Origin of the sequence: Nocardia sputorum (assembly GCF_027924405.1) — a bacterium.
Classification (GTDB): Bacteria; Actinomycetota; Actinomycetes; order Mycobacteriales; family Mycobacteriaceae; genus Nocardia; species Nocardia sputorum.
The window spans coordinates 2,442,205-2,466,183 of record NZ_AP026978.1 but is presented as its reverse complement, the minus strand read 5'-3'; the positions used below and the strand labels follow the sequence as shown (position 1 = coordinate 2,466,183).

Here is a 23,979-nt window from a genome sequence, read left to right as displayed (position 1 = left end):
GCATGAATATGCATATTCCAACGGCGTGTGGGAGGCTACCGCACCACGGGGGTGAGTGCCGAATGGAGATGAATCGGATGAATAACGAGACAACGCCTCCGGAGAAAACGGAGGAAACATCCCGCACACCCGCGCCCGGCGTGGTGCGCCGCGACATTTTCACCCGCATGCCGATGGCGGTGGTGCTGCCGTCGGCCGGTGCGGGTGCCGCCTCCGCCACCGCTGTTATCGCCCTGGGCGGGTCGGTTCGGATAGCCGTCGCGGTAGGAATCGGAATTGCACTGATCGGCAGCGCCCGCGTGCGCCGTACAAACATATGGAGAATTCTGGGAATGCGAATCGCCCTGAAGTGGCGTAATCGGCGGATCGGTGCTAGTTCGTCCCGCACCGAGCCGTTCGATGTCGATATCCCCGGATCCGGTGGCGAGCGGTGCGGAATGCGGTGGGACGGTGAGCACTTGATCACGATGCTGCGCCTCGGCCCGACCTCGGTGCGCCCGACCATGCTCGGCGCGACACGGATCCGGGCCGGCTCGGCCATCTGCCTGGCCGATGTGGCGCGGTGCCTGGCCCAGTTCGACATCCGGTTGGCCGCCGTCGACGTCGTCACTCTCGGAGTACGCACGCGGGGCCCACACACCGTGGTGCCGCACTACGAGAAGCTGCTGGGGCCGCTGCCCGCGGCCGCGGATCAGAGCGTCCGGCTGGTCCTGCGATTCGACCCGCTCGACAATGTCGGAGCGATCGACAACAGGGGCAGCGGGCAGGACGGCGTTGTCCGCACCGCGCTGGTCGCCACCCGTCGCGTGGCGGGCCGCCTGGCCACCCGGGGTGTCCGTGTGTCGCTGATGACCGCCGCCGAACTCGCCGCGGCGGAGTCGGCGGCGCTGCACGAGACCGATCCGGCGCTGTGGAGCGAGGACTGGAGCACCCTCCGCAGCGGCGGCATCGAACTGGCCGGCTACGCGATCCGGCCGCATCGTCTCGATCCGGCGGCACTCGCCGGCGTGTGGGCGGTTTCGGGCCGATCGATGCTGACCCGGTTGCGGTTGACCCCGGCCGGGGATTCGGAGGGGCTGGCGCGGCGCGGGAACGCGGTGGCGCTCACTGCGCTGGTGCGCCAGGATCTGGCCGGCGTCGGCCGTCACGAGGCGCAGAACACGCCTGCCGACCTCGGCCATCTGCTCCTGTCCGGTCGGCAGCGGCAGGTACTGCTGGACGACGGCGACCTGGGCCCCAGTGTTGCGCGGCACGCGATCCCCGCGGCATTGACGCAGTTCAGCGTGCCGGTGTCCGGCTGCGGCCAGGTGATCGGGGCGACGGACGACGGTCTCGGCGTCGCGGTGCCGCTGTTCGGACCCACGGTCCGGCGGGTGGAGATCGTCGGTTCGCTGCGCCTGACCCAGCTGATGGTGCTGCGGGCGATCGCGGTGGGCGCACAGGTGATCGTGCACAGCAGCCGCCCACAGGAATGGGCAGGTCTCGTGGAGGCGGTCGCCGCACCCGCCGCCCTGTCCGTTCCCACGCCGGAGAACGCTTCCCAGCACGCGGCCGCGGCCACGATGATCGTCTACGACGGGGTGGCGTCCGCCGGTCAGGTACTGGAGGCGACTGCCGTGCACGTCCGTTCCACCGGGGAGTGCACCACCTCCCTGATGGGCGCCGATGTCGCGTTGATCGAATTCGCCGCACAACCGGGCCGTGTGCTCATCCGCTGTTCCGGCGAAGAGCTGGCCGTGCGGGTCGTATCGATCCCAGAGGAAGCCGGTTTCCTCGGCGAAGCCACGCCATCCCCCGAGGTGGAACCGGAACCCGAACCGGAACTACAGTCGGCATGAGACCAGGGGCCCGCTGCCGATCGGCAGCGGGCCCCTGGCCGGTTCGTGTCGTTGCTACCAGATGAAGTCGTCGGCGACGTGCTGATCAGTCGCCCGCGCCTTATCGAGCGCGGCCTGAACGTTGTCGCGCCCCTTCTTCAGCAGACCGAGCAGGTCGTCCAGGTCGGTGATCAGGGTCTTGTGCTTGGCAAGGAAGGCGCCGGCGGCGCCGCCTTCACCGCTCTGCCAGCCGTCCCGGACCAGTAGCGTGGCCGCGTTCTCGGCATTCTCGCGTTCGGCCGTGATATCGGCGTGGTATTTGTCCATATCACCGATCAGGCGCAGGACGCCGGGCGGGTTGTACAACATAGTGGGTGTTTCCGTTCTGGAGTGTTGTCCGGTCTGTTCAGAGGTAGTTGGAGTTCAGGGTGGTGAAACCGCTCATGCTTTCGTCTTCCGTCTGCGCCACCTTGGTCTCGCCGGTACGCAGTGCGTCCGAAACCAGACCGAGGTCGACATTCACTTTACGAATCTTGAGCTGCAGCTCGTCCGCGAATCGGGTGAATGCGGCATTGGCGTCACCTTCCCAGTCCTTCTTCGCGGCGATCACCGTGGTCTCCAGATTATCGACACTCTTGTCGATGGGCGGAATCACGTCGGCGTATGCATTCGCGTACTTCTGGAATATGGCAAAGTCGAGATGAAGCGGACCTGTGCCGGACATGGAGATATCCTCTCTCGAAGTGGTGATGTGTTGGGAATTCCGGGGAGATACCCCGGACATCTGGAAAAATCGCGCCGGTTACGGCATCCAGCGGCCTTCGGGCAGCGATTCGATCAAGGCCCCGACGACGTGGGCGAACCGGCGATCGCTGCCGGGAGCGAGAGTGGTCCAGTCCTGTCCGTCGGTGGCGGCACGGCCACCGGCGATGATCCGGCCCTCGGCGGTGTCGTACACGGCCGCCGCGGCATGCGCCCGGCGGGCGCTGCCGTCCCGGTAGCCGTAGCAGACCAGCTCGGCGATCGAACTGCACTGGCGCAGGGCCATTCCCAGCGTGATCGCGTCCGACTCGGACATCCCGGTCCGGTAGACGGCGCTGGCCGGCGTGATGCGCGAGTCGTCGAGCCTGCGGCGCAGTTCCGCGGTGGGTGCGGTGAGCACGGGAACATCAGCCGGTGGGCACTTGCCCAGCGCCACCAGCAGCGGCCGGGCGAGTGCCACCGGGTCCTCGTCGCCCCACACGGTGCGTACGTCGACCTCGTCGTCGGTTCGTACCGCCACCGCGTGGTCGAAACCTCGCCGGGCCAGGCAGACGCGGCGCACCGCGCCGTCGCGCCGGATCCGCAGCACCAGTTGCCGTTCCGGCCTCGCCAGCACGAACAGCGCCGCGGCGAGCTCGTCGTCGAGCACGTTACCGTCGTGGTCGAGTACACCGTCGGCGCGCAGCTCGGCCAGGGTGGCGGTCCGCGCGGCGAGGAAGCCGGCGTGGTCGATGTGCTGGGGACGCAGCGCGAGCACAGGTGGCAGGGTCTGCACGCCGAGGGCGCCTGCGACGGTCAGAGTGCCGTCGGTGGTCAGGATCGTCATCGCGGATCGCTCCCGGTGCTCTCGACCGACGGAGCCGATCGGGACTGCGCCACCACACCACCGCCGAGAACCGCTGGTGCGGTGGGGAATCCGGCGTCCACGCCGATCCGGCCATCGAGATCGGCGGCCGCGGCGGCAACCGCGCGCGGGCCGGACTGCGCCGACAGCGTCACCGGGGCCGCGGTCGGCGCCACCAAGGGCGGTGGCGGTGCCGCCACCGGCGACGCTGCCGCGGCGACCACGGGCGGACCGGGCGACCCCGCCACCACCGGCACGGCGGGTGACAGGACGGGCGAAAGAACCAGCGACTCACTCCCGACCATCACCGTCGGGGTCGGCGCGACGGTCAGCGCCGAGAGATCCGGCGCGGGCAGCGAGGTCAGTACCGGCGGTGCGACGACATGTGCGTCCAGGGCGGGCCCAAGGGCATCCCCCACCGAGGGTGCGGACGCTTGTTCGGCGAGCAGGGCGGCACCGGCGGAGACCGCGGGCGCCGGCTCCTGCTCCCACGCGACCGCCAGCGGTTCACTGCCCGCCTCATACGACCGCATCACCTGAGCCGCGTGGGTACGGAGCGCGTCGACCTGATTCTCGGCGGCGTCGAACAGACCTGTCAGCGGTGCGCCGAGGAGCGAGCCCGCCACCATCTGCTCGGCCGTTCGTATCGCGTCGATCACCTCACCGACATGCGGCATCGTGAGCTGTGCGAGCTCGTACGATGCCGCCTGCTGCGCCGCGGCGGCGGCGTTGTGTCGTGCGGCGGTGGTGATGTCGTCGAACCAGTCGGCCAGCTGCGCCAGCTGCGCGATCCCCTCTTCACTCGATTCCGAGCCCCACGCTTCGCCGACAACGGACAGGATGGCGCGGAACTCCGCCCCCGCCTCACCGAGACCGACCGCGAGGGCGGCGTAGGCCAGGCCCGCCTCGGCCATCGGCGTCACGCCGGGCCCCGTGGTCAGCTCGCCCGCCAGCTGTTCGGGCGGCACAGCCTCCCAGATCGTGCCCGTGAAACCGACCTGTGCCGGTTGTGCCATCGCGTCACTCCTCGTCTCCGCCGGGCGGTGCTATATCAGGGACCGGAACGATTGCACGGCGTCGTCGTCGGAGTTCACGACGAGGTCGGCATGGGACCGCAGGTTCGCGGCGATCTTGCGCAGCTCGCCGACACCACCCAGGTACGACTCCTCGAACGAACAGCCGACCTGCCCCAGCGTCTGTGAGGTGTGCCGCGAGACCGCGTCCGCGGCCGCCGCGGTTGGTCGCAGGGCCGCACCCCGCTGCCGCAACCCGGACTCGAGACCGTCGGCGACTGATTCCAGCCGTCCGGCGGCGAGCACGGCCAGTTCGTTGTCGATCGCGATGCGACTCATGCGAATTCTCCTTCTACAGACTGAACGGGGTATCCGGGTCATCGGTCGAATCGAGACCGATGACGGGTGCTGCGATGTCCTGCTGTCCGCTGCCGATCAACTCGTCGACGTAGCGCGTGTCCGCCAGCTGTGCGGGGGCACTGCCCGACGGCCGCGCGCGACCGTCACCATCGGTGAGGGCCGCGCCGGGGACCAGCGGCGGCAGCATCTCGTGCGAGTAGGTGGACGTCGTGATCGGAATGCCGACGGCGGCGACCTGACTCGTCGGCGCCGCCGTGACGATCCCTTCGGCCTGCCATCCGCCCAGCACCGTGGCCGCGGGTGTCACGGCCGCGACCGTGCCCGGGACCGAAGCCGCGGACAGCCCCGACACGGACGTCGGCCGGTTGGCCGCCGGTGTCGAGGTCTCGGCAACCGGCTTGGCCGAGAGCTGCGCGGCGGCCTCCTTGCCCACTGTCTGTCCCAACGAGATCAGCGGCGTCACCAGTTGTTGCACCTGCGACAGCAATTGGGTGAGCGAGGACTGCCTCGAGGTTCCCGCCGAACCCGCCGACCCGGCGCCACCGGTGGTCGCCGTAGCCGAGCCCCTGGTGATCATCGATGTTTCGGGCACCGATCCGCTCACCGTCGACGCGCTCCGGGCCAGTGATCGCTGTACCTTGCCCGGGTCGGCGCGCTTGGGTACCCGGGTCGGCACCGGCTCGCCCGCCTCGGCCATCTCCGCCGACTGCCCCAACAACTGGGCCTTGGTCCGGGCGGTGATCGCGGTGGCCTCGGTACCGGCTTCGATCGCGGTCGCCAGCAGAGCCGCCTGCCCCGGCGGGGTGACCAGAGTGGGGCCGAGCGCCGCCGTGGTGAGCGCGAACCTGGTTGCCAGCGCCGCCATTTCGGCATAGCCGGTGGCCACGGTTGCGGCCGCGCCACCGGTCACCAGATTGATCCGGGTCGCCTGCTCGGAGATCGACGCCGACGTCGCGACCGTGTCGAGCGCGGCCGAGGTCGCCGCGGTCACCCCACTGCTCTCCATCGACTGCAGCAGCTGAATCCCCGAGGATGCCAACTGGATCACAGTGCCGACCGCGTCGGTGACCCGCTGCAGCACAGTCTGCGGATTGAGCCCGGCGTCGGTGGCCAGATCACCGCTGCCGAAGCCGCTGAAGAGGTCGGTCACCGGCCTGATCAGTGCCGTCGGATCCAGTGGCGGCAGTGCGGGCAGGCCCGGCAAGGGCGGCAGGGCGGACAGCTGCGGCAGTGCGGGCAGGCCGATACCGGCCAGCACTTGCTGGGCGGACTGATCGAGCAGCGGCGCGACGGGAGTGTTGTGCAGAGCGTCGAGCACGGACGGGGACAGCGGCGCCGCGAGATGTTCGGCCGTCATGCGTTGTTCCCGGCCGGCGGAACGAACTCAGCGGCGCTGTGCTGCTCGGTGAGTTCGTAGGAGGCCGCCGCGCCCCGTGCGGTGTCGGCGGTTGCGGTGAGGATGTCGACCAGCTGGGCCAGTGCGGTGAAGTGGTTCGCCTGGGCGTAGGCGAAGCTGGTCAGGAACTCCTGTCCGATCAGACCGAACACCGGGACCGCAGCCGCGATGACCGCGGCCTGATCGACCACCCCCGCCGCGGCGACCGTCGCTGCCATCCCGTCGGAAATCTCGCCGTACCGTCGGAAAGTCTGCGGCTGCACATTGAGTACGTTCATCACGGTGCCCTCCTGGGCTGATCTGTGAACTCTGGAATCGGATGCCTGGCCGGCTCAGGTCAGAAATGTAATGAGCGCCGGACGGTCTGCAAGCGGTGTGCGAGTGGCAGAACCTACTGTTCACCTGGGCGTTGATCGTGCGGGTCGACGTGGTGTGTACAGCGCGCTGACCTGCACCGAAGCGGCGGGCGGACAGGGATTCGCGCCCTCGCGCGATACCATCGGAGCGGGGCGCCCACCCCGCACGTCATCTGTTCACCCGCCGTTGAACTCCTCGATCAGCCGTGCCCGCGTCGCCAGCGCCTGCCGCGCCGCGGCCGCCGCGGTATCGACGACCGCGTGTTCGAACTCTCGCGGCGAGAGCTGTGAAACACCTTGGGCAAGAACTACTTTCACCAGACGACCCATACCGTCGACACCGACGGTGACGTTCCCGCGTGGATCGGTGTGCTCGACCCGGATCGCTTCCAGGTCGGCCGCGAGTCCGCGCATTCGATCCAATTGCGTCAGCGCACCCGACTCGAGGGCGGCGAAGTCGGTCACCAGCGGTCTCCTTCCCGGTCCAGCCAGCTGCGTGGTTCGTAGCCGTGCTCGGATTCTCCGGTGAGTTCGTCCGCCTCGACCTGGAGCCGGGATGGAAGTGCGAGTAGGTCCAGGGCCGAGTCCGGTACGCCGAGACCGCTCAGGTACTCACGTCGCAGCAGGCCGGCCCGGCCGGCGGCCTGTCGGCACAGCCGCAGAATGTCGTCGCCGAGCTCGGCGGGATCGCGCCGGAGCTGGTCGGGTCGGACCCGGAGCGCGAGCGGCAGTCCGGAATCGGTCGCGCTCACCACGATGTCCCCACCGCGCAGAGCTGCTTCGCCGACCGACCAGGCGGCGAAATCCGGGGAGCCAACGCCGGAGTCGACGCGCTGATCCACCGGGTCTTCGACCAGGTCGCCGCCCTGATAGACCGGATCGTCGTGGATGGTTGCACCGAACATCGAGTCCGCGGACCACCTGTTCGCGGAGTCGGTACCGCCCTGTCGTTCACGCACGTCGTTCGTCCTCCATGGTATGTCGTACGGTCTCGATATCGGCTGCCACCAGCGCCGCCAGTGCCGCACGGTCGACGGCCGTCGCGATCGGTGCGGCGGCGGCCGTCACGGCGTAGCGGCCGTCGCCGACCAGATCGCGCCAATCGATGCGGCGCCGGGCTATCCCGCGCGGCCCGAATATCGATCTCCCCAAACTGGTTTCGATCAGGCCTCGACGCTCGACGGGGTGGCGCAGCCACGATGCGCTGGCCCGGTCCGCCTCACCGAAGCTGTCGTATACCGGGGACCGCCCGAAGTGATGGTCGACATCGGCAACCGTCGGCACCGTCACCAGCGGAATGTCGGGTAGCCGGCCGGCGGCGCCTTCGGGCAGCACCCCGACCAGCGCACCCGGCAGCCGCTCGGCGGCGCCGGTGCTGACCTGAAATCCGGCACTGTGCCAGCAGGTTTCACCGGGCAGCTGCCGGATCAGCGAGGCCACCGCGCCCTGACGTGCGCCCACCGCGCGCACCCTGCCGGCCGGATCATTCGGACTGCGTGGATCGAAGGCCGCCACGGTGACCCGGATGTCAGCATGCGCGATACGTCCGAGCGCGTCGTGCAGAGCACCGTCCTCGTCCTCGGCGAGTCCGTCCAGCGCCGCGTCGGCCAGGCGCGACCACTCCGCAGCACTCTCGCCGCGATACAGGCAGAACAGCGGCGCGGGCAGCCGATCCTTGAACAGGTTGTCCCACAACGCGATCAGCTCGATGTCGGTGAGCAGCCAGGAGCGGCTCACCGATCGAGCACCGGCCGCACGCTGCGCCCCGGCCCGCCGAGTACGTCGTCGAGGTGTTCGGTCGAGTTCAGCAGCTCCGAGCGCTTCTTCTCCCGCTCTTCGGTGCCCGGACGTGCGGGATAACCGCCGAAGGGCATCATCGGATCCCGGCCGAGCCCCGGACCCGCGCGGCCGATCAGCTTCTCCCCCGGTACCTTCGTGACACGGGGGAACAGCTTGGGATCCTGGTTCGCGAGCGGGCTGAGCGCGAGCGCGCGCCCGAGTCCGCCACGCCCGCTGATCCCGCCCGTGCCCACACCGCCGAAGGCGTTGTTCGTCGGGGGCAGCAGCGCGGTGTTCACGAGCAGCGGGTTGTTTCCGGGGTCCTGCCAGGTCAGCTCCTCGAGGAGGTCGGCGGGCGAGGAGAAGGGGGAATCCTTCAGCGCCTCGGAAAGATTCGGCGTATTCGTCTCCGTGTCGGACGATCCGATCGGGGTGTCGTCGCCGTCGCCGCCGGGCGAACGGTTGCCGAGCGGATCGTCCTCGCCGGGGTCGCTGCCGTGCTGACCGCCGCCGTCGCCGGTCGACGGGTCACCATGGTTGCCACCGGTGTCGTCATCGTTGTGGGCGTCGGTCGGCGTTCCGATCGGGACGTTGTCGTCGCCGATGTCGAGCGCCGGGGTCGCCACGTCATCGGGCTGGGGCAGCGCGACGATGCGGGTCAGGGTGTTGGTGTAGTTCACGGAGTAGTACGTCTGGAAATTCTCCTGCAGCCGGATCAGGTTCAGCTCGTTCTGCATCTGCTGCGAGATGCTGTCGCCGGGCGGTGGGGACGGTGTCGGCGGTGTGGCGTACTGCTTGGTCTGCTGGAGCCAGCCCGAGGTGTAGAGCAACGAATCACTGAGCAGGGACATGTCCTTGGTGAGCTGCTGGGACACTCCGACATAGTGTGTCGTCGCGGCGATCGCAGCCTCGGCACCCGCCCCCTCCCACTGATCCGATACCCCCGAGATATTCGTGCGCAGCGTGGTGAACCCCGTATCCAAGGTCTCCGACAGCCACTGCCACACTCCCGCCGCGGTCGCGACCGCCTGGGCATCGATCGAATTGCCGATCACCCATAGGGTCTCCCACCCGAGCTGGCTCCCCAGTTCGGGACCGAACCCGTACGAGTCGTACTGGGTTGTCGAGTCCGGCTTGGTCGGATGGACCGGAACCGCCACCGGTTTCGGCGTACCGGGCGGTGGGGTTCCGGAGGGACTGTGGAAGGAGAGGTCGTCGAAACTCACCGTCGACTCGTGTTCGGTTCGCTCGTACTGTTTTCCCGCCGAGACGAACGTGTTGCCCATATTGGTCAGGATGTTGCGATGCCGGTCCATCCGCTCCTGCAACTCGGTGCCGAACTTCACGTTGAAGACCGTCCACAGCAACTGACCCGACACCGAGGCGGCGATGGTCGGGCTCGCCAGCGAAACGTTCTGATCGATCCAGGTGTGCACTCCGACAACGAGATCGAGCATGTTGTCGACATATCGGGCGCAGCGGTGCGCCGCGCCGGCCTCGAGCCGCAGATGCCCGTCGCCGGCCAGATTCGGTAGCACAGACCATGCCGTGGGGTCCGCGACGTTCGGGTCGAGTGCCATGTGTGCCCTCCGTACTGGTCGATGAACTTCGTTGTGGTCAGCGCAGTTGGTCGCGGAACCAGTCGACGCAAGCCGGCGTCGCCGCCGGGCCGGGATAGGGCGTCCGGTCACCGGACGCTCGGTCGCGTACAGCTCGACGACCTCGCGGGCCGATCCCGGCGACCGCCCACACGCGAGGCAGCGGTGATCGCGGCGTGATCCAGTGCGCCGATGGTCGCCGCGAACTCGACATCGATCAGCACACCGTCGGCATCGACCGCGACCAGAACACGTCGACGAACCGGCCTCGCTGCGCAGGCGATCGTTGGGAGCTGCCATATCAGAGCTCATCGTCGTAGACACTCGCCCGCGCGACGCCCTGCCGCGACTCGTCGTCGCGCACGAGCATCAGTTCCGCGCACTCCCGCTCGATCAGCTTGCCCAGCCCGTCCGCGTCGACGGCGACCGCGGCGACCGGCGGCCCCGGGTCGATCAGATAACGTCCGTCACCGGGATGATCCTCCCAGATGATCCACCTGGTGACCTGTCCGCGCGGACCGAAAGTCGAGTGGCCGTGCGTGATCTGCATGGCGCCCACGAACCCCTTCTGCGCGGCCTGCCATCGGCGACCGCGCAGGTCGATATCCCGATCGCCCTCGTCGTAGAGGGAGTTGCGGCCGTGCCAGTGGTCGAACCCGGCTTCGGTGTCCGAGTTCAGCAATTCCACGCGGGACTGGGTACCCGCCGGTTCCGGCGGCAGTTTTTCCACGATCAGCCGTGGCAGCGCGGTGGCGGTGCACTCGGTGATCTCGAGCTCGTCGTGGCTGTCGAAGGTCGTGGTGTGGAATCCTTCGATAAGGACCGCTCGGTCATTGAATAGCTTCGCAGCCAGTACTTTTCGGCCAGCCAGAGCCTCGAGCGCGCTGTGGTCCACCGCCTGGAGCGCGATGCGGATATCGGCGCGCAGCGATTTCACCAGCACATCGGCCAAGGCGGCATCCCAGCTCGCCTGCAGCTCGCCCCAGACCCTGGCTTTGGCGAACTGGAAGTCGTAATGCCCATGGATGTCGGAGCGGTAGGCGAAGGGCCAGTTCATCCTGCGCCCGACCAGCCGCTCGCGCATCACCAGGTACTCCAGCCCGGTCAGGCGCCAGGTTCGCTCGATCATCGGTCTCCCTCCGCACTGATGCCAGGTGCTCCGGTCGTCGTGACCTCGGTGCCGGCGACCGCGTCGGTCGACCTCGTCGAGGTGAAGTCCACGAAGAACTCCGGCTGATTGCCGCCGGCCCGGCCGATCTCCGGCACGATGGCGAAGGTGACCGGCCCGCTCGCACCAGGCGGGCCCACCAGGTCCTCGAACTCCTCGAATTCGTCCTCGATGAGCTCGGCCGCATCCGCCAGCGCCTGTTTCACCGTCGTCGCCCCGTCCTCGACGGATTTGGCCAGCGCCTGCAGTCCGGGACCGAGCTGAGCGGCGAGTTGATTGCCCAGTTGCACGAGCGTCGGTATGGCGGAAGAGATGAGTTGCAGCACCTCGGAGAAGAGGCTGAGCAGGTCGGTACCGCTCAGTGCGCCACTGGTGCCCGCGCCGGTCATGCCGCTCGGTCCGAACGCCGGGCCGGTGCCGTTGCCCGAGCTCCCGGTCGGCCCCGAGGGGTGCGACTCGCTACCGCCGGTGCCACCCCCGCTACCACTGGCGCCGCCGCTACCGCTGCCGTCTCCGGTGCCGCCTCCGTTTCCGTTTCCGCCGTTTCCGTTTCTGTTTCCGCTGTTGTTGTTTCCGCTTTCGCCGTTTCCTTTTCCGCCGGTGTTGTTGCCGTTGCTGTTGTTGTTGCTGTTGTTGCTGTTGTGGTTTCCGCCGGTGCCGCCGCCGTTGTTGTTGCCACCGGTTCCGCCGGTTCCGCCGGTTCCGCCGGTGCGGGTGATGGGGTCGGTGAAGAGGGGGATCATCGCGGCGAGTTGTGTGAAGCCGTCGACGTAGCCTTTGGCGCCGCCGCTTTCTTTGCCCTCCCACCAGGTCTGGACACCGGCGAGTGCTTCGGCGGCTTTCCAGTTGTTGACGTCTTTGACTTCTTTTCCGGTGTAGTGGAACTGGCTGTATCGGGGCAGGTGTCCCCACGAGTAGAGGTTGAAGTCGCCGGTGGCGGCGAGGACTTCGGCCATGGCATCCATGGCATCCTGCAGGTCGGCGGCCGATTTCAGATAGGACTCGATGTAGGCGGTTGCTTTGTCCGCTCCGGCGCCTTGCCAGTGGTTCTCCTTGAAGGTCGGCTGCAGGTTCATGCCGAAGGTCTGAACCGTGGAGTTCCATATCTTGGCCAGGGTGTCCCACCGGCCGGCCATCTCCCAGATCTTGCCGTCGTTGCGGTCGAACAGCTCGGCCACGTTCGCGAAGTCGAAATGAATCATCTTGTAAGCGTTTTCGATGGAGCCCTCGAGGGCCGCCTTGGCCCGGCCGTCGAAACTCACCCCGGACGCCCCCTTGGTCGGAGCAGGCGGACCGTGGGTCCACTCACCACCCGAGATCGGGTTGGCATTGCTCACCCGATCGGTCAGCCCGGTGATCCGGCCGGCCAGATCGCCGTCACCGGGCAGCTTGAAACTGTTCTCGTTCTCGCCCTCGGTGACGGCATACCGCTTGTTCGCGGCAGTGAACGTATTGCCCATGTCGGTCACGGTCGCCTGGTGCTTGCGCAGCACCGACGCCAGTTCAACCGCCTTGTTCCGGAATTCGGTGAACATCATCTGCATGCTGCCGAGCGTCGTCGTGTGCGGCCGCGCCGCGGGCCACGCCGGCTGGTTGTAGTAGGTCCAATCCATCAGGGGATTCCACGGCAAAGCCTCGATCGCCTTGATCAGACCCATCGTGTCCACCACCAGATCCTCGCAACCGGTGGTGAGCTTCTTCAGGGTCGCACCGTCCACATTGACCAGCTGCAGATCACCCTGTTGGGCATTCTTCAGCAAACCAGACCAATCCGTTTGGCCGCTTCCCGTCGCGCCCACCATGTGCTCCTACCGTCGATTTCCACTCGCTGCCCGACACCTAAGCACGGCCGGAACTCATCGTTCGCTCCCGGACGGTCCCGATCGTCGATCGGTCACCGGAGGTTCACCCGGCGCGGCGCGTGACGCCGGCGATCCACCGGTCGTGGGCGCACCCCGGCAGTATTGGGAGAAGTACTGGCCGGGAACGTATTTCGCCACGACGACCGCTGCTTGACTGCGGGGATCCCGGGCGGCGGTCCGGTGCGTCCGTGGGGCCGGCGCGGCATGCGCGATGGCGGTCGACGGTGAACGCAGGGTGTACGGGCAAAGCCGCGGCTGCGCGGCCGCGGGCCGACGCGGCACGGCGATGCTAGAAACGCAAGCGATGCACGGAAATCGACGGTAGGAGCACATGGTGGGCGCGACGGGAAGCGGCCAAACGGATTGGTCTGGTTTGCTGAAGAATGCCCAACAGGGTGATCTGCAGCTGGTCAATGTGGACGGTGCGACCCTGAAGAAGCTCACCACCGGTTGCGAGGATCTGGTGGTGGACACGATGGGTCTGATCAAGGCGATCGAGGCTTTGCCGTGGAATCCCCTGATGGATTGGACCTACTACAACCAGCCGGCGTGGCCCGCGGCGCGGCCGCACACGACGACGCTCGGCAGCATGCAGATGATGTTCACCGAATTCCGGAACAAGGCGGTTGAACTGGCGTCGGTGCTGCGCAAGCACCAGGCGACCGTGACCGACATGGGCAATACGTTCACTGCCGCGAACAAGCGGTATGCCGTCACCGAGGGCGAGAACGAGAACAGTTTCAAGCTGCCCGGTGACGGCGATCTGGCCGGCCGGATCACCGGGCTGACCGATCGGGTGAGCAATGCCAACCCGATCTCGGGTGGTGAGTGGACCCACGGTCCGCCTGCTCCGACCAAGGGGGCGTCCGGGGTGAGTTTCGACGGCCGGGCCAAGGCGGCCCTCGAGGGCTCCATCGAAAACGCTTACAAGATGATTCATTTCGACTTCGCGAACGTGGCCGAGCTGTTCGACCGCAACGACGGCAAGATCTGGGAGATGGCCGGCCGGTGGGACACCCTGGCCAAGATATGGAACTCCACGGTTCAGACCTTCGGCATGAACCTGCAGCCGACCTTCAAGGAGAACCACTGGCAAGGCGCCGGAGCGGACAAAGCAACCGCCTACATCGAGTCCTATCTGAAATCGGCCGCCGACCTGCAGGATGCCATGGATGCCATGGCCGAAGTCCTCGCCGCCACCGGCGACTTCAACCTCTACTCGTGGGGACACCTGCCCCGATACAGCCAGTTCCACTACACCGGAAAAGAAGTCAAAGACGTCAACAACTGGAAAGCCGCCGAAGCACTCGCCGGTGTCCAGACCTGGTGGGAGGGCAAAGAAAGCGGCGGCGCCAAAGGCTACGTCGACGGCTTCACACAACTCGCCGCGATGATCCCCCTCTTCACCGACCCCATCACCCGCACCGGCGGAACCGGCGGAAACAACAACAACGGCGGCGGCACCGGCGGAAACAACAACAACAACAACAGCAACAACGGCAACAACAACGGCGGAAACGGAAACGGCGAGGGTTCACATTCCGGCCTCGGCAGTGGCGGCTCGTCTCCCAGCGGCAACTGGCGTTCGTCGACACCCAGCGGGTCAGTCGATCCCTCCTCGGTCAACACGACACCCACCGGCGCCATGAACTCGACGAGCGGCGCCACCGGGCCGCTGTCGGCTCTCGCCGACATGCTGGCGAACATGAGTTCCGGGTCACTGTTCGGTGCGTCCGGCGCGCTCGGCGCTTCGGGACCGTGGGGTGCGTCCGGACCGTGGGGAACATCAGGACCACTCGGGTTCGTCGACCCCGCGGGCGTCGGCGGAGCCGGCGGATCGGTCGGGGGCGGTGCCGGATTGGGCAGCCCCATCGACGACAAGTTGTTCCCCCGGGCGGGCACCACATCCCCGAACCCACGATCCGAGGGAACCACTACCCGGGCCGAGATCAGCGACTCGGCCGCCCTGAGCAGTGCCTATCCGATGGGAATGGGCGGGTATCCGATGGGTGGCATGGGCGGCGGTATGGGCGGCCAGGGGCAACAGCAGCAGGAGCGCAAACGCGCGGCCTACCTCGACGGACCCGAACACCTGGAGGAGGCCGTGGGCGACGATCCGCTGTCGGTCCGGCCCATCATCGACCGCTGAGCAGCACTCTGCCCCCGAGACGAACGTGAGCTCGATGCGTTTTCATATCGTCAATTTTCCGAATACCCAGACCACCAAACACTATCAGCCGTGCGCGTACACCCAGAAGAACCGTCGCTTCGCCGAGATGATGACGAATCGTGGGCACGAAGTGTTCCTGTACGGCGGTGAGGAAAACGACGCCGCGTGCACCGAGTTCGTTCCCATCGTGACGAAAGCCGAGCAAGCCGAATGGTTCGGCGGCAACGATGTGTACAAAGACCCGATCAATCTCACGTGGAACCCCTACGACCCGCACTGGCTCACCTCGAACGAGCGAGCCATCACCGAGATCGCGGCACGCAAACGAGAACGGGACTTCATCGGGGTCCTCGGCGGCAGCTGCCAGAAGCCCATCGCGGACCTGTTCCCGGAGCTGATGACCGTCGAGTACGGGATCGGCTACAGCGGCGTGTTCGCGAACTACCGGGTCTTCGAAAGCTACGCCTGGATGCACGCCGTCTACGGCTCGCGGACCACCGTCCCCGGTGTCATGAGCACACGCGGCCAGTTCTACGACGCCGTGATCCCGAATTACTACGAAGTCACCGACTTCCCGTTCTCCGCGGAGAAGGACGATTACTTCCTGTACGTCGGCCGGGTCGTGGAGGCCAAAGGTATCCAGGTCGCGATCGACACCTGCACGCGGCTCGGGGCGAAGCTGGTAGTGGCGGGCGCGGGCGACGTCCCCGACGCCGAGTGCGTCGAGTATGTCGGCATCGTAGACCATGTCCGCCGGGGCGAGCTGATGCGCCGGGCCCGTGCGGTTTTCGTGCCGACGCTCTACCTCGAGCCCTTCGGCGGGGTGCACGCCGAGGCGATGCTGTGTGGCACTCCCGTGATCACCACCGACTGGGGGGTGTTCACCGAGACCGTGCAGCAGGGTGCGCAGGGTTTCCGTTGCCGGACGCTCCGGGAGTTCTGCGTGGCCGCCGACTCGGTCGACAAGCTGGACTACGGGGCGATTCGCGACTACGCGATCTCGAAATTCTCCACCGATGTCGTTGCCCCGCAATACGAGGCGTACTTCGAACGCCTGCTGACGTTGTGGGGCGAGGGCTGGTACATGACATAGGAGGTCACCGTGACGAGAACACTGCTGCGACCGCGCACCGAGTACGCCGCCTCGGCCGCGACACCACGGCGGAACCTGGTCGTACTCCGGGCCGGTGACGCGTCGCTGCACGAGCAGTGGCTGAGCGGATGGCTGCCGCGCACCTGGGATCTGGTGATCAGCTACTTCGGCGACGACCCCGATCGCTACCGGGCCGAGGATGTCACCCGGATCGACCACAAGGGTCCGAAATGGCCCGCGCTGCACCGTGCGCTAACCGTCGACCTGGCCGACGTGCTCGATCGCTACGACTATGTCTGGCTGCCCGACGACGATCTCGCGTGCGACACCGATGCCATCAACGCCCTGTTCGAGTACACGGCATGCTATCGACTGTCGCTGGCGCAACCGGCGCTGACCGAGGACAGCTACTTCACCCACGAGATAACGCTGGTCGATCGCCGGTTCGACCTGCGATACACGAACTTCGTCGAGATCATGGCGCCGTGTTTCAGCCGCGAGTTCCTCCGGCGCTGCCTACCGACCTTCGACACCACCCAGACCGGGTGGGGTCTGGACTTCCACTGGCCGCGCCTGGCCCCGCATCCGTCCGCGCTCGCCATCATCGACGCGGTGACGGTCCGGCACACGCGCCCGGTCGGCGGCCCGAACCTGACGGCGGCGCGCGCGACCGGGGTCGATCCCTACACCGAGTATTGCCACTATCTGGCCAACCACGACATCACCGATCTGACGACACGGGTCCTCCGCGGCGTCGACACGTCGGGCCGGGGCAGCGGCAACGGCGAACCGACCGCGCTGTGCGTCACCATCGACCGATGGCGTCCCGACCTGGACGCCTGGATCCAGTTCCATTCCGCCCAAATGGATCTGACCATCGCTTACACCGACGACACCGCTGCGCGAGCCGCGCTGAGCAGGTTGGCCGAGGGGCATCCCGTGGTCGTATGCGACCACGAATCCTCCCCCGGCGGCCCGACCGATCAGGAGGTCGCCAACATCGCCGCCGCGGTCTCGACCGCTAGCGCGGCGGGCATGACCTGGTTGCTTCCACTCGGCCCGGACGAAGTCTTCTACGACGACGGCCGACGGCGCTGGCAGATTCCCGGCGCGGGGCAGGTGACCTTCCTCGGACACGAAGCGGTGCCATCGCCGACTCCGGTGGCCGACCCGATCCGGGATTGCACCGTATTCCGGGTCAGCGGTCGGTCGCCTTTCCTCGACACGCCGGCCAACCGCAGCGTCGTCCGGCTCGGCCCAGCAGTGACCCCCGTGGACAGGTACGGGTTCACCGGATACGCCGGACGCCGCGGCGTGGTGACCGCCCCGATGATCCTGCACTACCCGTACCCCACGTTCGACGCGTGGCTGGCACGAGCGGAATACGCCGCCGAACACGGCGGCACAGCAGCCCGGCTGTTCGCCAATCATTCGAGAGAGTTGCTGCAGGTCGCCGCCGCCCACGGTGACCTGGCCGGAGCCCGCGCGTGCTTCCAGGCCGGAATACCATCCGACGGCATGATCGACCGCATGATCCGCGCCGGCGAATTGATGCGGATCGACCCGTTGCGAGTGCTGCGCTCCTGACGGCCGAACCCCCTACTGTGCCCCGGAGTCCACCCGGACATCGCATGACCGGTCTCATCCGCGCCATCCCCGCCCCGTACAGCCGCGATTTGATCGTCGTGGGTGTTCGATAAGAAGCAGCTGCGAGCCGCCTTCCACGACGGCACTCTGGAGGTCACTACCCTCACCTGAGGGCACCCGGAAGTGGGCCTCTTGCGTTCCTGCCCTGATCTGGAAACGAGTGCCGATTCGCGTGGGTGAAGTCGCGTCCGGACACGGATGGGCAATCGGGAAGCTGTTGCCGGAATCCAGCCTGCTCGGGTGGTGGGGCAGACCGAGGCTTGTGGGCCCACACCCGCCTCACGCAATTATTGGCCCTATGCAGGTGCCCCTCCGGTTGGACTTGTCCGTCGCGGAGTCGGAGCACCCGCCCCAGTCGTCGCTTCGTTGCGGCAGTTCCGGGCCGCTGGTACAAGACCGTAGGGTTGACGACGGTGACCTTCCCGGCGACAGCAGGCAGGAGTATCTCATGCCGCCGAACAGTGGGCCCCGTCGTCCGGCACAGGAACGGGCGAAGGCAACCCGCGAGCACATCCTCGACAGTGCCGCACGCCTGTTCGGAGAACACGGGATCGCCGAGACTTCGACCAGCCGGATCGCCACCGAGGCCGGAGTGAGCGTCGGCACCGTCTACCGGTACTTCACCGACCGCACGGTCATGGTGGACAAGCTGATCGAGCGGCTCGTAGAAAATGCCGAAGAACGCTTCACTCAGCATGTCTTCGGCCTCACCGGGCAAACCACCGCAGAGCTGATGGCGTCCATCTTGGAGGTCATCACCGACGAGCTGATGGCCAACGCCCAGCTGATACGTGCGCTCTCGGGCGGCGTCTCGTTCTATGACACCGGTATCCCCGAACTCGAACTCCGTCTACGCCTTTTCGCCAAGGTGCTGGTCATCCAGCTGCTCGGACCGGGCGACGACCACAAATACGACATCATGAGCATCGTGTTGATCAACACCGGGATCGCGGCGGCGCTCCGCGCGTCGGTGCTCGAAATCGACAACTCGCAACGTCAGCAGGCTCTCAGCGTCACCGCGCGTGCGGTCGCCGCGTGGATCGAATCCGAACGCCCGCAAGGCTCGGCATGACGCAGGTCGAACGCTTGGCAATCGACGCACCGTCAGATCGCACAACGCCGGGCCTCCTGCGTCGGCAGACAGGAGCGGGTACGTGACCCCGGCGAAGAAAACGACTCGTCGTCCGATACAGGACCGTGCGAAGGCCACCAGAGAGCACATTCTCGACACTGCCGCACACCTATTCGGGGAACACGGGATCGCCAATACCTCGACCAACCGGATCGCCGCCGAGGCCGGGGTGAGCGTCAATACCGTCTACCGGCACTTCGCCGACCGTGCGGTCATGGTCGACGAACTGCTGGAAAGGCTGCTGGAAAATATCGAACAGCACCTCATCCACAGCGTGTCCGATTCCGCCGGCAGTACCGTTCTCGAACTGGCCATCACCATCCTCGAGTCCATCACCGACGAATTGGTGGCCAACGCCCCACTGGTGCGGGCGCTGGCGGGAGGGCTGGCCTACTACAACAGTGCTCTCCCGGAATTCGAACCACGCCTGCGCGCGCTACTGAAAGTCCTGCTGATCCGGGTACTCGGCTCCGGGAATGAAAACGGCCAGGACGCGATAGCGTTCGTTCTGATAAACGTCGGTTTCGCGGCCGCGGTCCGCGCCGCGCTACTCGACGCCGACACCGGCGAGCGCCAAGAAGTCATCGTCATGACCGCCCGTCTGATCGCGGCAGGGGCCGAAGCCGAAATCGCGGCATCGTCGAGCTCCGTATCACCGCCGCCATGAGGCACCCCAGCTGGCAAACTGTCCGCTCGGCTGCGTCGCGGTCACATTCAGCGACTGACGCCGCGCGCGAACCTGCTCACGACAAGAGGCAGGCCGATGAAGAGGGCGAGTATGTCCGTCTGGGGTTCACACGGCGTCGATATGGGAATCGGGATGGCTGCGCTTGGTGAACGTGCGGGCGATGAGCGCCGAACGTAGCTGCCACACACCCGACGTGGTGGTGGGATCGAGTCCGGTGACTTGGCTGATGCGCCTGAGCCGATAGTCGACGGTGTTGGTGTGGATCTGCAACGAGCGGGCGGTGCGTTGGCGATTGAGGTTGTTGCTGATATAGCTCCGCAAGGTTTGGAACAGCTCGGGATGATCGTCGAGGGAGTCCAGCAGCGACCCGAGAGCTTCACGACCCGGACCCGGCCGGCTCAGCTGGTATTCCAGCGCCATATCGGCGAAACGGTACAGACCGGGGGCGTATTGCAGCCGACGCACCGTGTCGAGCAGTTCGTGAGCGCGGTCGGCTGCGCCGGGCACCAACGCAGCCGACGCTGTGACAACGACCGCCGTCACCGGTACGCGCGCGGCCGCCGACAGCTGGGCGAGCAGTTCGTCGAGGCGCTCGTCGCTCAGCGTCGCAGTCGGGATCAGGATCGTACCGCCGTCCACACTGAGCAGCGCGAGCGCGTGCTCGCCGCAGCGGGTAGCGAGTTCGGCCTGCAGGCGGCGCAGTTTGCGGCGGGCGACGACCTTGCCGTCGAGCATCGGATGCTGCTCGTCCGGGTGTTTCGGAACTTCTACCGCCAGTACCGAATACTCCTCGGCGATGCCCACTCCGTCTGCGCGGACCATTGCGGCGGTGGTGTATCCCCCCAGCAGCGCGGAGGTCAGCGTGTGGACGGCGGTGTGGTGGTCGCTCACCGCCGCCTTGGATTCACGGACGTAAGCGCGGGCGACAGTGGCGCTCATGATGTCGAGCGTCTCCACAACCAGTTTCATGCCGTCCACCAGATTGGCGTAGTCCTTCACCGCCCCGTTCGAGAAGACGAGATCCATGCCCAGCTTCAATCCTTCATGGATGGCATGCAGGATCGTGTCGATCGGCACGCCCTCCCGGGCCCACTCGGTTGCCGCATCGGCCAGCCGACCGGTCTTCGCCGGAATATCCTGCCCGTCCAGCATGCTGACCGAAAGCTCGAGGCAGACCCGGGCGATATCGTCACCGGGCAGCACGGCGGTCGACACATTGTCGATGGAGTACCTGGCCAGCTGCCGAGACACCCCCTGCACGCCCCGTGCGGGTAACGCCACGGGTTCGCCCGAGACGGTCGATCCATTCCGAAGTGCCCCGTTGGTTGTCATCGTCGACTCCCTTCCGCCCAGTTGCTGCGGCTCTACTGGCCGATGGTGCGTTCGGCCGCCGCGCGGCAGAACTCCCACGCCGCACGCATTCGACCTGCGGTCCATGATCGGTCGGTCCAACGATAAGAGGATGTCGAACTCACCTTCCACTCTTCTTTGCCCCACCTCTCGACGCCGGTGAATCACGGCAGTAACCTGCGGCACAGCACCGTTCGCCCCGGCAGTCGTAGAAATTCTGCGGCGATTACGTCAGACGTTTGCTCACTTTTTGCCATAAACGCTCACAAGTCGAGCGCGCACCGAACGTCGGCCAGGAGTGGGCAATCCTGCTGCCACTGGATCCAGCCGTGGACGCCGGTCGCCGCAGTCCGGGCCGGGCGGAACGACCGATTCGGTGCCGACCAGACCGTCCATCAGATCGAAGATCGAGCGGTTGGCAATGGACGCCGTTGGACGGATCTGTTGCCACCCCACCAGCGCAGACGGGGCGCTCGAACTGGTTGCACACCGAACCCGCGAGTGCGGCCGGACGAGTTGGCCGACCCGGCCACCTACGATTCCTGGCCGATCGTCACGCCCTCCTGGGGCTGCTCGCAGGACACGCACACAGTCCTGGCAGCAGGGCTCAGGGTCGCGACGTCAGTCGAACTGCCCGTACTTCGGTTTCGAGCCATGCGCCGATCATCTGAGCGGTCATCGCGATGGCCTCGCGGCGTTTGTGGTCGTCGACCTCCCGGGCCGTTGTGCGCAGCACCGCCGCGAAGCCGATATTGATCAGCACGTATGCCATCACGTCATACTTGTCATCGTCTCCCGGACCGAGGAGCTGGATCAACAGCACCTTGACCAGCGGACGCAGACGTAGTTCGAACTCGGGAATGCGGCTGCCATGGGATTGGACTTCGCCGCCCAGCGCGCGTACGAGATGCGCATTGGCGACCAACTCCTGGGCTAACTGATCCAACATCTCGGTGGATACCTTCGGAACCGAGGGGTCCAGTTGGGTAATCGGGCGCTGCGACAAGTCGGACACCCAGTGCGTGAAGCGCCGCTCCGCGATTTCGAGAAGGCGCTCGAGCAGCTCATCGACGATCGCGGTCCGATCGGGGAAGTACCGATAGACCGTGCCGATGCTCAACCCGGCCTCCGCCGCGATCCGGTTCGTCGAGGTTGCAGCGATTCCACACTCGCCGAACAACTGCGCTGCGGTATCGAGTATCCGCTCCCTCGTTTCCTTCGCGCGCCGCTGAGTCGGACGACGTCGCTGTCGGGCGGCCTTGCGCGGCATCACACTTCCCTGTCTTCGCGCTGAAAATGAGCTTTGCTCACTTTAACTTCGGCTGTCGTTTATCACTGCCGCTTGTTGTAAGTTGTTAGACCGTTGAATCGACGGCCGACGTTGGGGAACAGCCGACACCAGCGGTACGCGATGCAGGTCATGGGCCAGCCCACGGAGGTGCTGATGGCGGGCGGTCAGCTGCCCAGAGGTCGACTGGTGCGGGGCACTCGGCTGGGCCGACTCGTCGCCGGGCAAGCTGCGCGTGGAGTCGGGACGCGGTTGGCTATGATCGGCCGGCCGGACCAAGCTCGGCAGATACTCGCCGAGCGGTCCGCTCTGCAAGCCGCGCAGCAAATGGTCACAGTACTCGGCGGCATGAAGGGCGCGGCGATGAAGCTGGGCCAGATGCTGTCGGTTCTCGATGTCGACCTCGTTCCCGAGTCCCACCGTGAACTGTTTCGGGTGAAGCTGGCCGAACTTCGAGATCGCGCACCGGAGGTTCCGTTCAGTGCGATGCGGAGGGTCATCGAGGCCGATCTCGGACCGGTGGCGCGAGTGTTCGCCGATTTCGAGGAGACGCCGGTGGCCGCAGCCTCGATCGGCCAGGTGTATCGGGCGAGATTGCGTGACGGGCGCATGGTCGCGGTGAAGGTGAAATACCCCGGTGTGGACGAGGCCGTCCGGGCCGACATGCGTAACTTGCAGTTGTTCGCCAAGCTGTGCAGATCCGTGCTGCCGAGCGCGGCCGACGCCGCCGTGCTGGACGAGATCGCACGCAACGTCGGGGGTGAGCTCGACTACCTGCGCGAAGCGCGGACGCAGCACGAAGTCGCCTCGCGCTTCCACGAACATCCGTTCATCACCGTGCCCGACAGCGTCGGAGAACACTGCACGCACCACGTTCTTGTGACAGAGTTCGTCGAAGGAAGGCCCTTCCAAGAGATTCGGGCGCTGCCTGGCGCCGACCGAGCCCGGATCGGTGAGCTGATCTACCGCTTCTACATCGGTTCGCTGTTCTCCGACTACGAGTTCTGCGGCGACCCACATCCCGGCAATATCCTTCTGGACGGGGGCGGTCGCCTCGCCTTCGTGGATTTCGGGCTCTATTCCCGGATGAACCCCGCGGACGTCGAGTTCGAGCGCGCGTCCCTGCTCGCAGCCGGGGAACACCGGGCCGAGGATCTGTACCAGGCGTGGGTCGGCCGCGGCATCATCGACCCGGACGCGGACGTCACACCGCAGGAATGCCTGGAGTACGTGTGGGCAGCCTCGGGTTGGCAGTTGCTCGACGAGGAGATCACGATCACCCCCGAACTCGCCACCGCGGCAGTGGTGCTCGCCGTCGATCCGAGAGCGGACGAATTCCGTGGTATGCGGCATCAGCTGCTTCCGGCTGAGCACGTGTTCTCCAAGCGTGCGGAGTTGTTCACCTTCGCCGCCCTCGGTCAGCTCGTCGCGACCAACAATTGGCATCGACTGGCCCGTGAATGGCTCTACGGCGAGCCCCCAGCAACCGAGATCGGACGGGCAACAGCACGGTGGCGAGCCAGGCGACTGTCGCGACCTCCTTCCCACCGCTGACCAGGCCATCATCCAACTCCGGAGACGTTGATCCGCTTCTCGACCCACCTTCGCCGATGTTTTCGGCCGACAGACGGCGACGGGCGGTGCCACGCGCTCGTG

At 66.6% G+C, this 23,979-nt stretch carries 22 protein-coding genes; 7 read left to right on the top strand and 15 right to left on the bottom strand.

The annotated features are described in order from the left end of the window. Positions 1–2 precede the first annotated feature (2 nt). Positions 3–1,838 (top strand): type VII secretion protein EccE, encoded by a 1,836-nt coding sequence (gene eccE, locus QMG86_RS11410; protein ID WP_350356379.1) that lies wholly within the window; start codon positions 3–5, stop codon positions 1,836–1,838. A gap of 54 nt (positions 1,839–1,892) precedes the next feature. Here the strand turns inward: eccE and QMG86_RS11405 are convergent, their stop codons facing one another. The 13 genes from QMG86_RS11405 to QMG86_RS11345 all read right to left on the bottom strand — a co-directional run bounded on the left by QMG86_RS11405 (position 1,893) and on the right by QMG86_RS11345 (position 12,853). Continuing rightward, entirely contained in the window at positions 1,893–2,186 is a 294-nt protein-coding gene (locus QMG86_RS11405) for a hypothetical protein (protein WP_281879397.1), read from the bottom strand. A 37-nt stretch (positions 2,187–2,223) separates the two neighbouring features. Next, complete coding sequence (locus QMG86_RS11400) at positions 2,224–2,541, bottom strand: WXG100 family type VII secretion target (RefSeq protein WP_281879396.1); 318 nt, start codon at positions 2,539–2,541, stop codon at positions 2,224–2,226. Between the two features lie 78 nt (positions 2,542–2,619). After that, positions 2,620–3,405 (bottom strand): ESX secretion-associated protein EspG, encoded by a 786-nt coding sequence (locus QMG86_RS11395; protein ID WP_281879395.1) that lies wholly within the window; start codon positions 3,403–3,405, stop codon positions 2,620–2,622. Then, on the bottom strand, positions 3,402–4,439 hold the full coding sequence (locus QMG86_RS11390; RefSeq protein ID WP_281879394.1) for a PPE domain-containing protein: 1,038 nt from the start codon (positions 4,437–4,439) through the stop codon (positions 3,402–3,404). The genes QMG86_RS11395 and QMG86_RS11390 overlap by 4 nt, the downstream gene beginning before the upstream one ends. Before the next feature lie 30 nt (positions 4,440–4,469). After that, positions 4,470–4,775, bottom strand: a complete 306-nt coding sequence (locus QMG86_RS11385) for a PE domain-containing protein (RefSeq protein WP_281879393.1) — start codon at positions 4,773–4,775, stop codon at positions 4,470–4,472. Between the two features lie 13 nt (positions 4,776–4,788). After that, positions 4,789–6,153 (bottom strand): hypothetical protein, encoded by a 1,365-nt coding sequence (locus QMG86_RS11380; RefSeq protein WP_281879392.1) that lies wholly within the window; start codon positions 6,151–6,153, stop codon positions 4,789–4,791. Continuing rightward, positions 6,150–6,470: a type VII secretion target gene (locus QMG86_RS11375; protein WP_281879391.1), complete on the bottom strand. Its 321-nt coding sequence runs from the start codon at positions 6,468–6,470 to the stop codon at positions 6,150–6,152. Before QMG86_RS11375 ends, QMG86_RS11380 begins: the two co-directional genes overlap by 4 nt. A 255-nt stretch (positions 6,471–6,725) precedes the next feature. Next, positions 6,726–7,013, bottom strand: a complete 288-nt coding sequence (locus QMG86_RS11370) for a YbaB/EbfC family nucleoid-associated protein (protein ID WP_281879390.1) — start codon at positions 7,011–7,013, stop codon at positions 6,726–6,728. Further along, positions 7,010–7,453, bottom strand: coding sequence for a hypothetical protein (locus tag QMG86_RS11365; RefSeq protein WP_281879389.1), 444 nt, complete (start codon positions 7,451–7,453; stop codon positions 7,010–7,012). Before QMG86_RS11365 ends, QMG86_RS11370 begins: the two co-directional genes overlap by 4 nt. A 46-nt stretch (positions 7,454–7,499) precedes the next feature. Continuing rightward, a complete protein-coding gene (locus QMG86_RS11360; RefSeq protein ID WP_281879388.1) occupies positions 7,500–8,285 on the bottom strand; it encodes an ESX secretion-associated protein EspG in 786 nt (261 codons plus the stop codon). Further along, complete coding sequence (locus QMG86_RS11355) at positions 8,282–9,907, bottom strand: hypothetical protein (RefSeq protein WP_281879387.1); 1,626 nt, start codon at positions 9,905–9,907, stop codon at positions 8,282–8,284. Before QMG86_RS11355 ends, QMG86_RS11360 begins: the two co-directional genes overlap by 4 nt. A gap of 319 nt (positions 9,908–10,226) precedes the next feature. Then, a complete protein-coding gene (locus QMG86_RS11350; protein ID WP_281879386.1) occupies positions 10,227–11,054 on the bottom strand; it encodes an ESX secretion-associated protein EspG in 828 nt (275 codons plus the stop codon). Continuing rightward, positions 11,051–12,853 carry a hypothetical protein gene (locus QMG86_RS11345; protein WP_281879385.1) on the bottom strand — a complete coding sequence of 601 codons (1,803 nt, stop codon included), beginning with the start codon at positions 12,851–12,853 and terminating at the stop codon, positions 11,051–11,053. The genes QMG86_RS11350 and QMG86_RS11345 overlap by 4 nt, the downstream gene beginning before the upstream one ends. A gap of 475 nt (positions 12,854–13,328) precedes the next feature. Here QMG86_RS11345 and QMG86_RS11340 point away from each other — a divergent pair, with 475 nt between their 5' ends. The 5 genes from QMG86_RS11340 (at position 13,329) to QMG86_RS11320 (ending at position 19,664) form a co-directional block, all read left to right on the top strand. Continuing rightward, complete coding sequence (locus QMG86_RS11340; protein WP_281879384.1) at positions 13,329–15,104, top strand: WXG100 family type VII secretion target; 1,776 nt, start codon at positions 13,329–13,331, stop codon at positions 15,102–15,104. A 34-nt stretch (positions 15,105–15,138) separates the two neighbouring features. After that, entirely contained in the window at positions 15,139–16,218 is a 1,080-nt protein-coding gene (locus QMG86_RS11335; protein ID WP_281879382.1) for a glycosyltransferase, read from the top strand. 9 nt (positions 16,219–16,227) lie between these two features. Beyond that, entirely contained in the window at positions 16,228–17,805 is a 1,578-nt protein-coding gene (locus QMG86_RS11330; protein WP_281879380.1) for a DUF707 domain-containing protein, read from the top strand. A 508-nt stretch (positions 17,806–18,313) separates the two neighbouring features. Continuing rightward, positions 18,314–18,937, top strand: coding sequence for a TetR/AcrR family transcriptional regulator (locus QMG86_RS11325; protein ID WP_281879379.1), 624 nt, complete (start codon positions 18,314–18,316; stop codon positions 18,935–18,937). Positions 18,938–19,019: 82 nt separating this feature from the next. Beyond that, positions 19,020–19,664 carry a TetR/AcrR family transcriptional regulator gene (locus tag QMG86_RS11320; RefSeq protein ID WP_281879378.1) on the top strand — a complete coding sequence of 215 codons (645 nt, stop codon included), beginning with the start codon at positions 19,020–19,022 and terminating at the stop codon, positions 19,662–19,664. Between the two features lie 126 nt (positions 19,665–19,790). On the opposite strand, the gene QMG86_RS11315 is transcribed toward QMG86_RS11320, so the two are convergent. Continuing rightward, positions 19,791–20,900 (bottom strand): PucR family transcriptional regulator, encoded by a 1,110-nt coding sequence (locus QMG86_RS11315; protein WP_434086171.1) that lies wholly within the window; start codon positions 20,898–20,900, stop codon positions 19,791–19,793. 742 nt (positions 20,901–21,642) lie between these two features. Next, positions 21,643–22,305, bottom strand: coding sequence for a TetR/AcrR family transcriptional regulator (locus tag QMG86_RS11310; RefSeq protein WP_281879376.1), 663 nt, complete (start codon positions 22,303–22,305; stop codon positions 21,643–21,645). Positions 22,306–22,479: 174 nt separating this feature from the next. Between QMG86_RS11310 and QMG86_RS11305 the strand changes: the two genes are divergently transcribed. Then, positions 22,480–23,877, top strand: a complete 1,398-nt coding sequence (locus tag QMG86_RS11305; RefSeq protein ID WP_281880911.1) for an ABC1 kinase family protein — start codon at positions 22,480–22,482, stop codon at positions 23,875–23,877. Positions 23,878–23,979: the final 102 nt, after the last annotated feature.

What these genes read in the sequence shown, in the direction of transcription:
- eccE (WP_350356379.1), top strand. Translation starts at nt 3, where the DNA reads ATGAATATGCATATTCCAACGGCGTGTGGGAGGCTACCGCACCACGGG.
- QMG86_RS11405 (WP_281879397.1), bottom strand. Translation starts at nt 2,186, where the DNA reads ATGTTGTACAACCCGCCCGGCGTCCTGCGCCTGATCGGTGATATGGAC.
- QMG86_RS11400 (WP_281879396.1), bottom strand. Translation starts at nt 2,541, where the DNA reads ATGTCCGGCACAGGTCCGCTTCATCTCGACTTTGCCATATTCCAGAAG.
- QMG86_RS11395 (WP_281879395.1), bottom strand. Translation starts at nt 3,405, where the DNA reads ATGACGATCCTGACCACCGACGGCACTCTGACCGTCGCAGGCGCCCTC.
- QMG86_RS11390 (WP_281879394.1), bottom strand. Translation starts at nt 4,439, where the DNA reads ATGGCACAACCGGCACAGGTCGGTTTCACGGGCACGATCTGGGAGGCT.
- QMG86_RS11385 (WP_281879393.1), bottom strand. Translation starts at nt 4,775, where the DNA reads ATGAGTCGCATCGCGATCGACAACGAACTGGCCGTGCTCGCCGCCGGA.
- QMG86_RS11380 (WP_281879392.1), bottom strand. Translation starts at nt 6,153, where the DNA reads ATGACGGCCGAACATCTCGCGGCGCCGCTGTCCCCGTCCGTGCTCGAC.
- QMG86_RS11375 (WP_281879391.1), bottom strand. Translation starts at nt 6,470, where the DNA reads ATGAACGTACTCAATGTGCAGCCGCAGACTTTCCGACGGTACGGCGAG.
- QMG86_RS11365 (WP_281879389.1), bottom strand. Translation starts at nt 7,453, where the DNA reads ATGTTCGGTGCAACCATCCACGACGATCCGGTCTATCAGGGCGGCGAC.
- QMG86_RS11355 (WP_281879387.1), bottom strand. Translation starts at nt 9,907, where the DNA reads ATGGCACTCGACCCGAACGTCGCGGACCCCACGGCATGGTCTGTGCTA.
- QMG86_RS11350 (WP_281879386.1), bottom strand. Translation starts at nt 11,054, where the DNA reads ATGATCGAGCGAACCTGGCGCCTGACCGGGCTGGAGTACCTGGTGATG.
- QMG86_RS11335 (WP_281879382.1), top strand. Translation starts at nt 15,139, where the DNA reads ATGCGTTTTCATATCGTCAATTTTCCGAATACCCAGACCACCAAACAC.
- QMG86_RS11325 (WP_281879379.1), top strand. Translation starts at nt 18,314, where the DNA reads ATGCCGCCGAACAGTGGGCCCCGTCGTCCGGCACAGGAACGGGCGAAG.
- QMG86_RS11310 (WP_281879376.1), bottom strand. Translation starts at nt 22,305, where the DNA reads ATGCCGCGCAAGGCCGCCCGACAGCGACGTCGTCCGACTCAGCGGCGC.
- QMG86_RS11305 (WP_281880911.1), top strand. Translation starts at nt 22,480, where the DNA reads ATGGCGGGCGGTCAGCTGCCCAGAGGTCGACTGGTGCGGGGCACTCGG.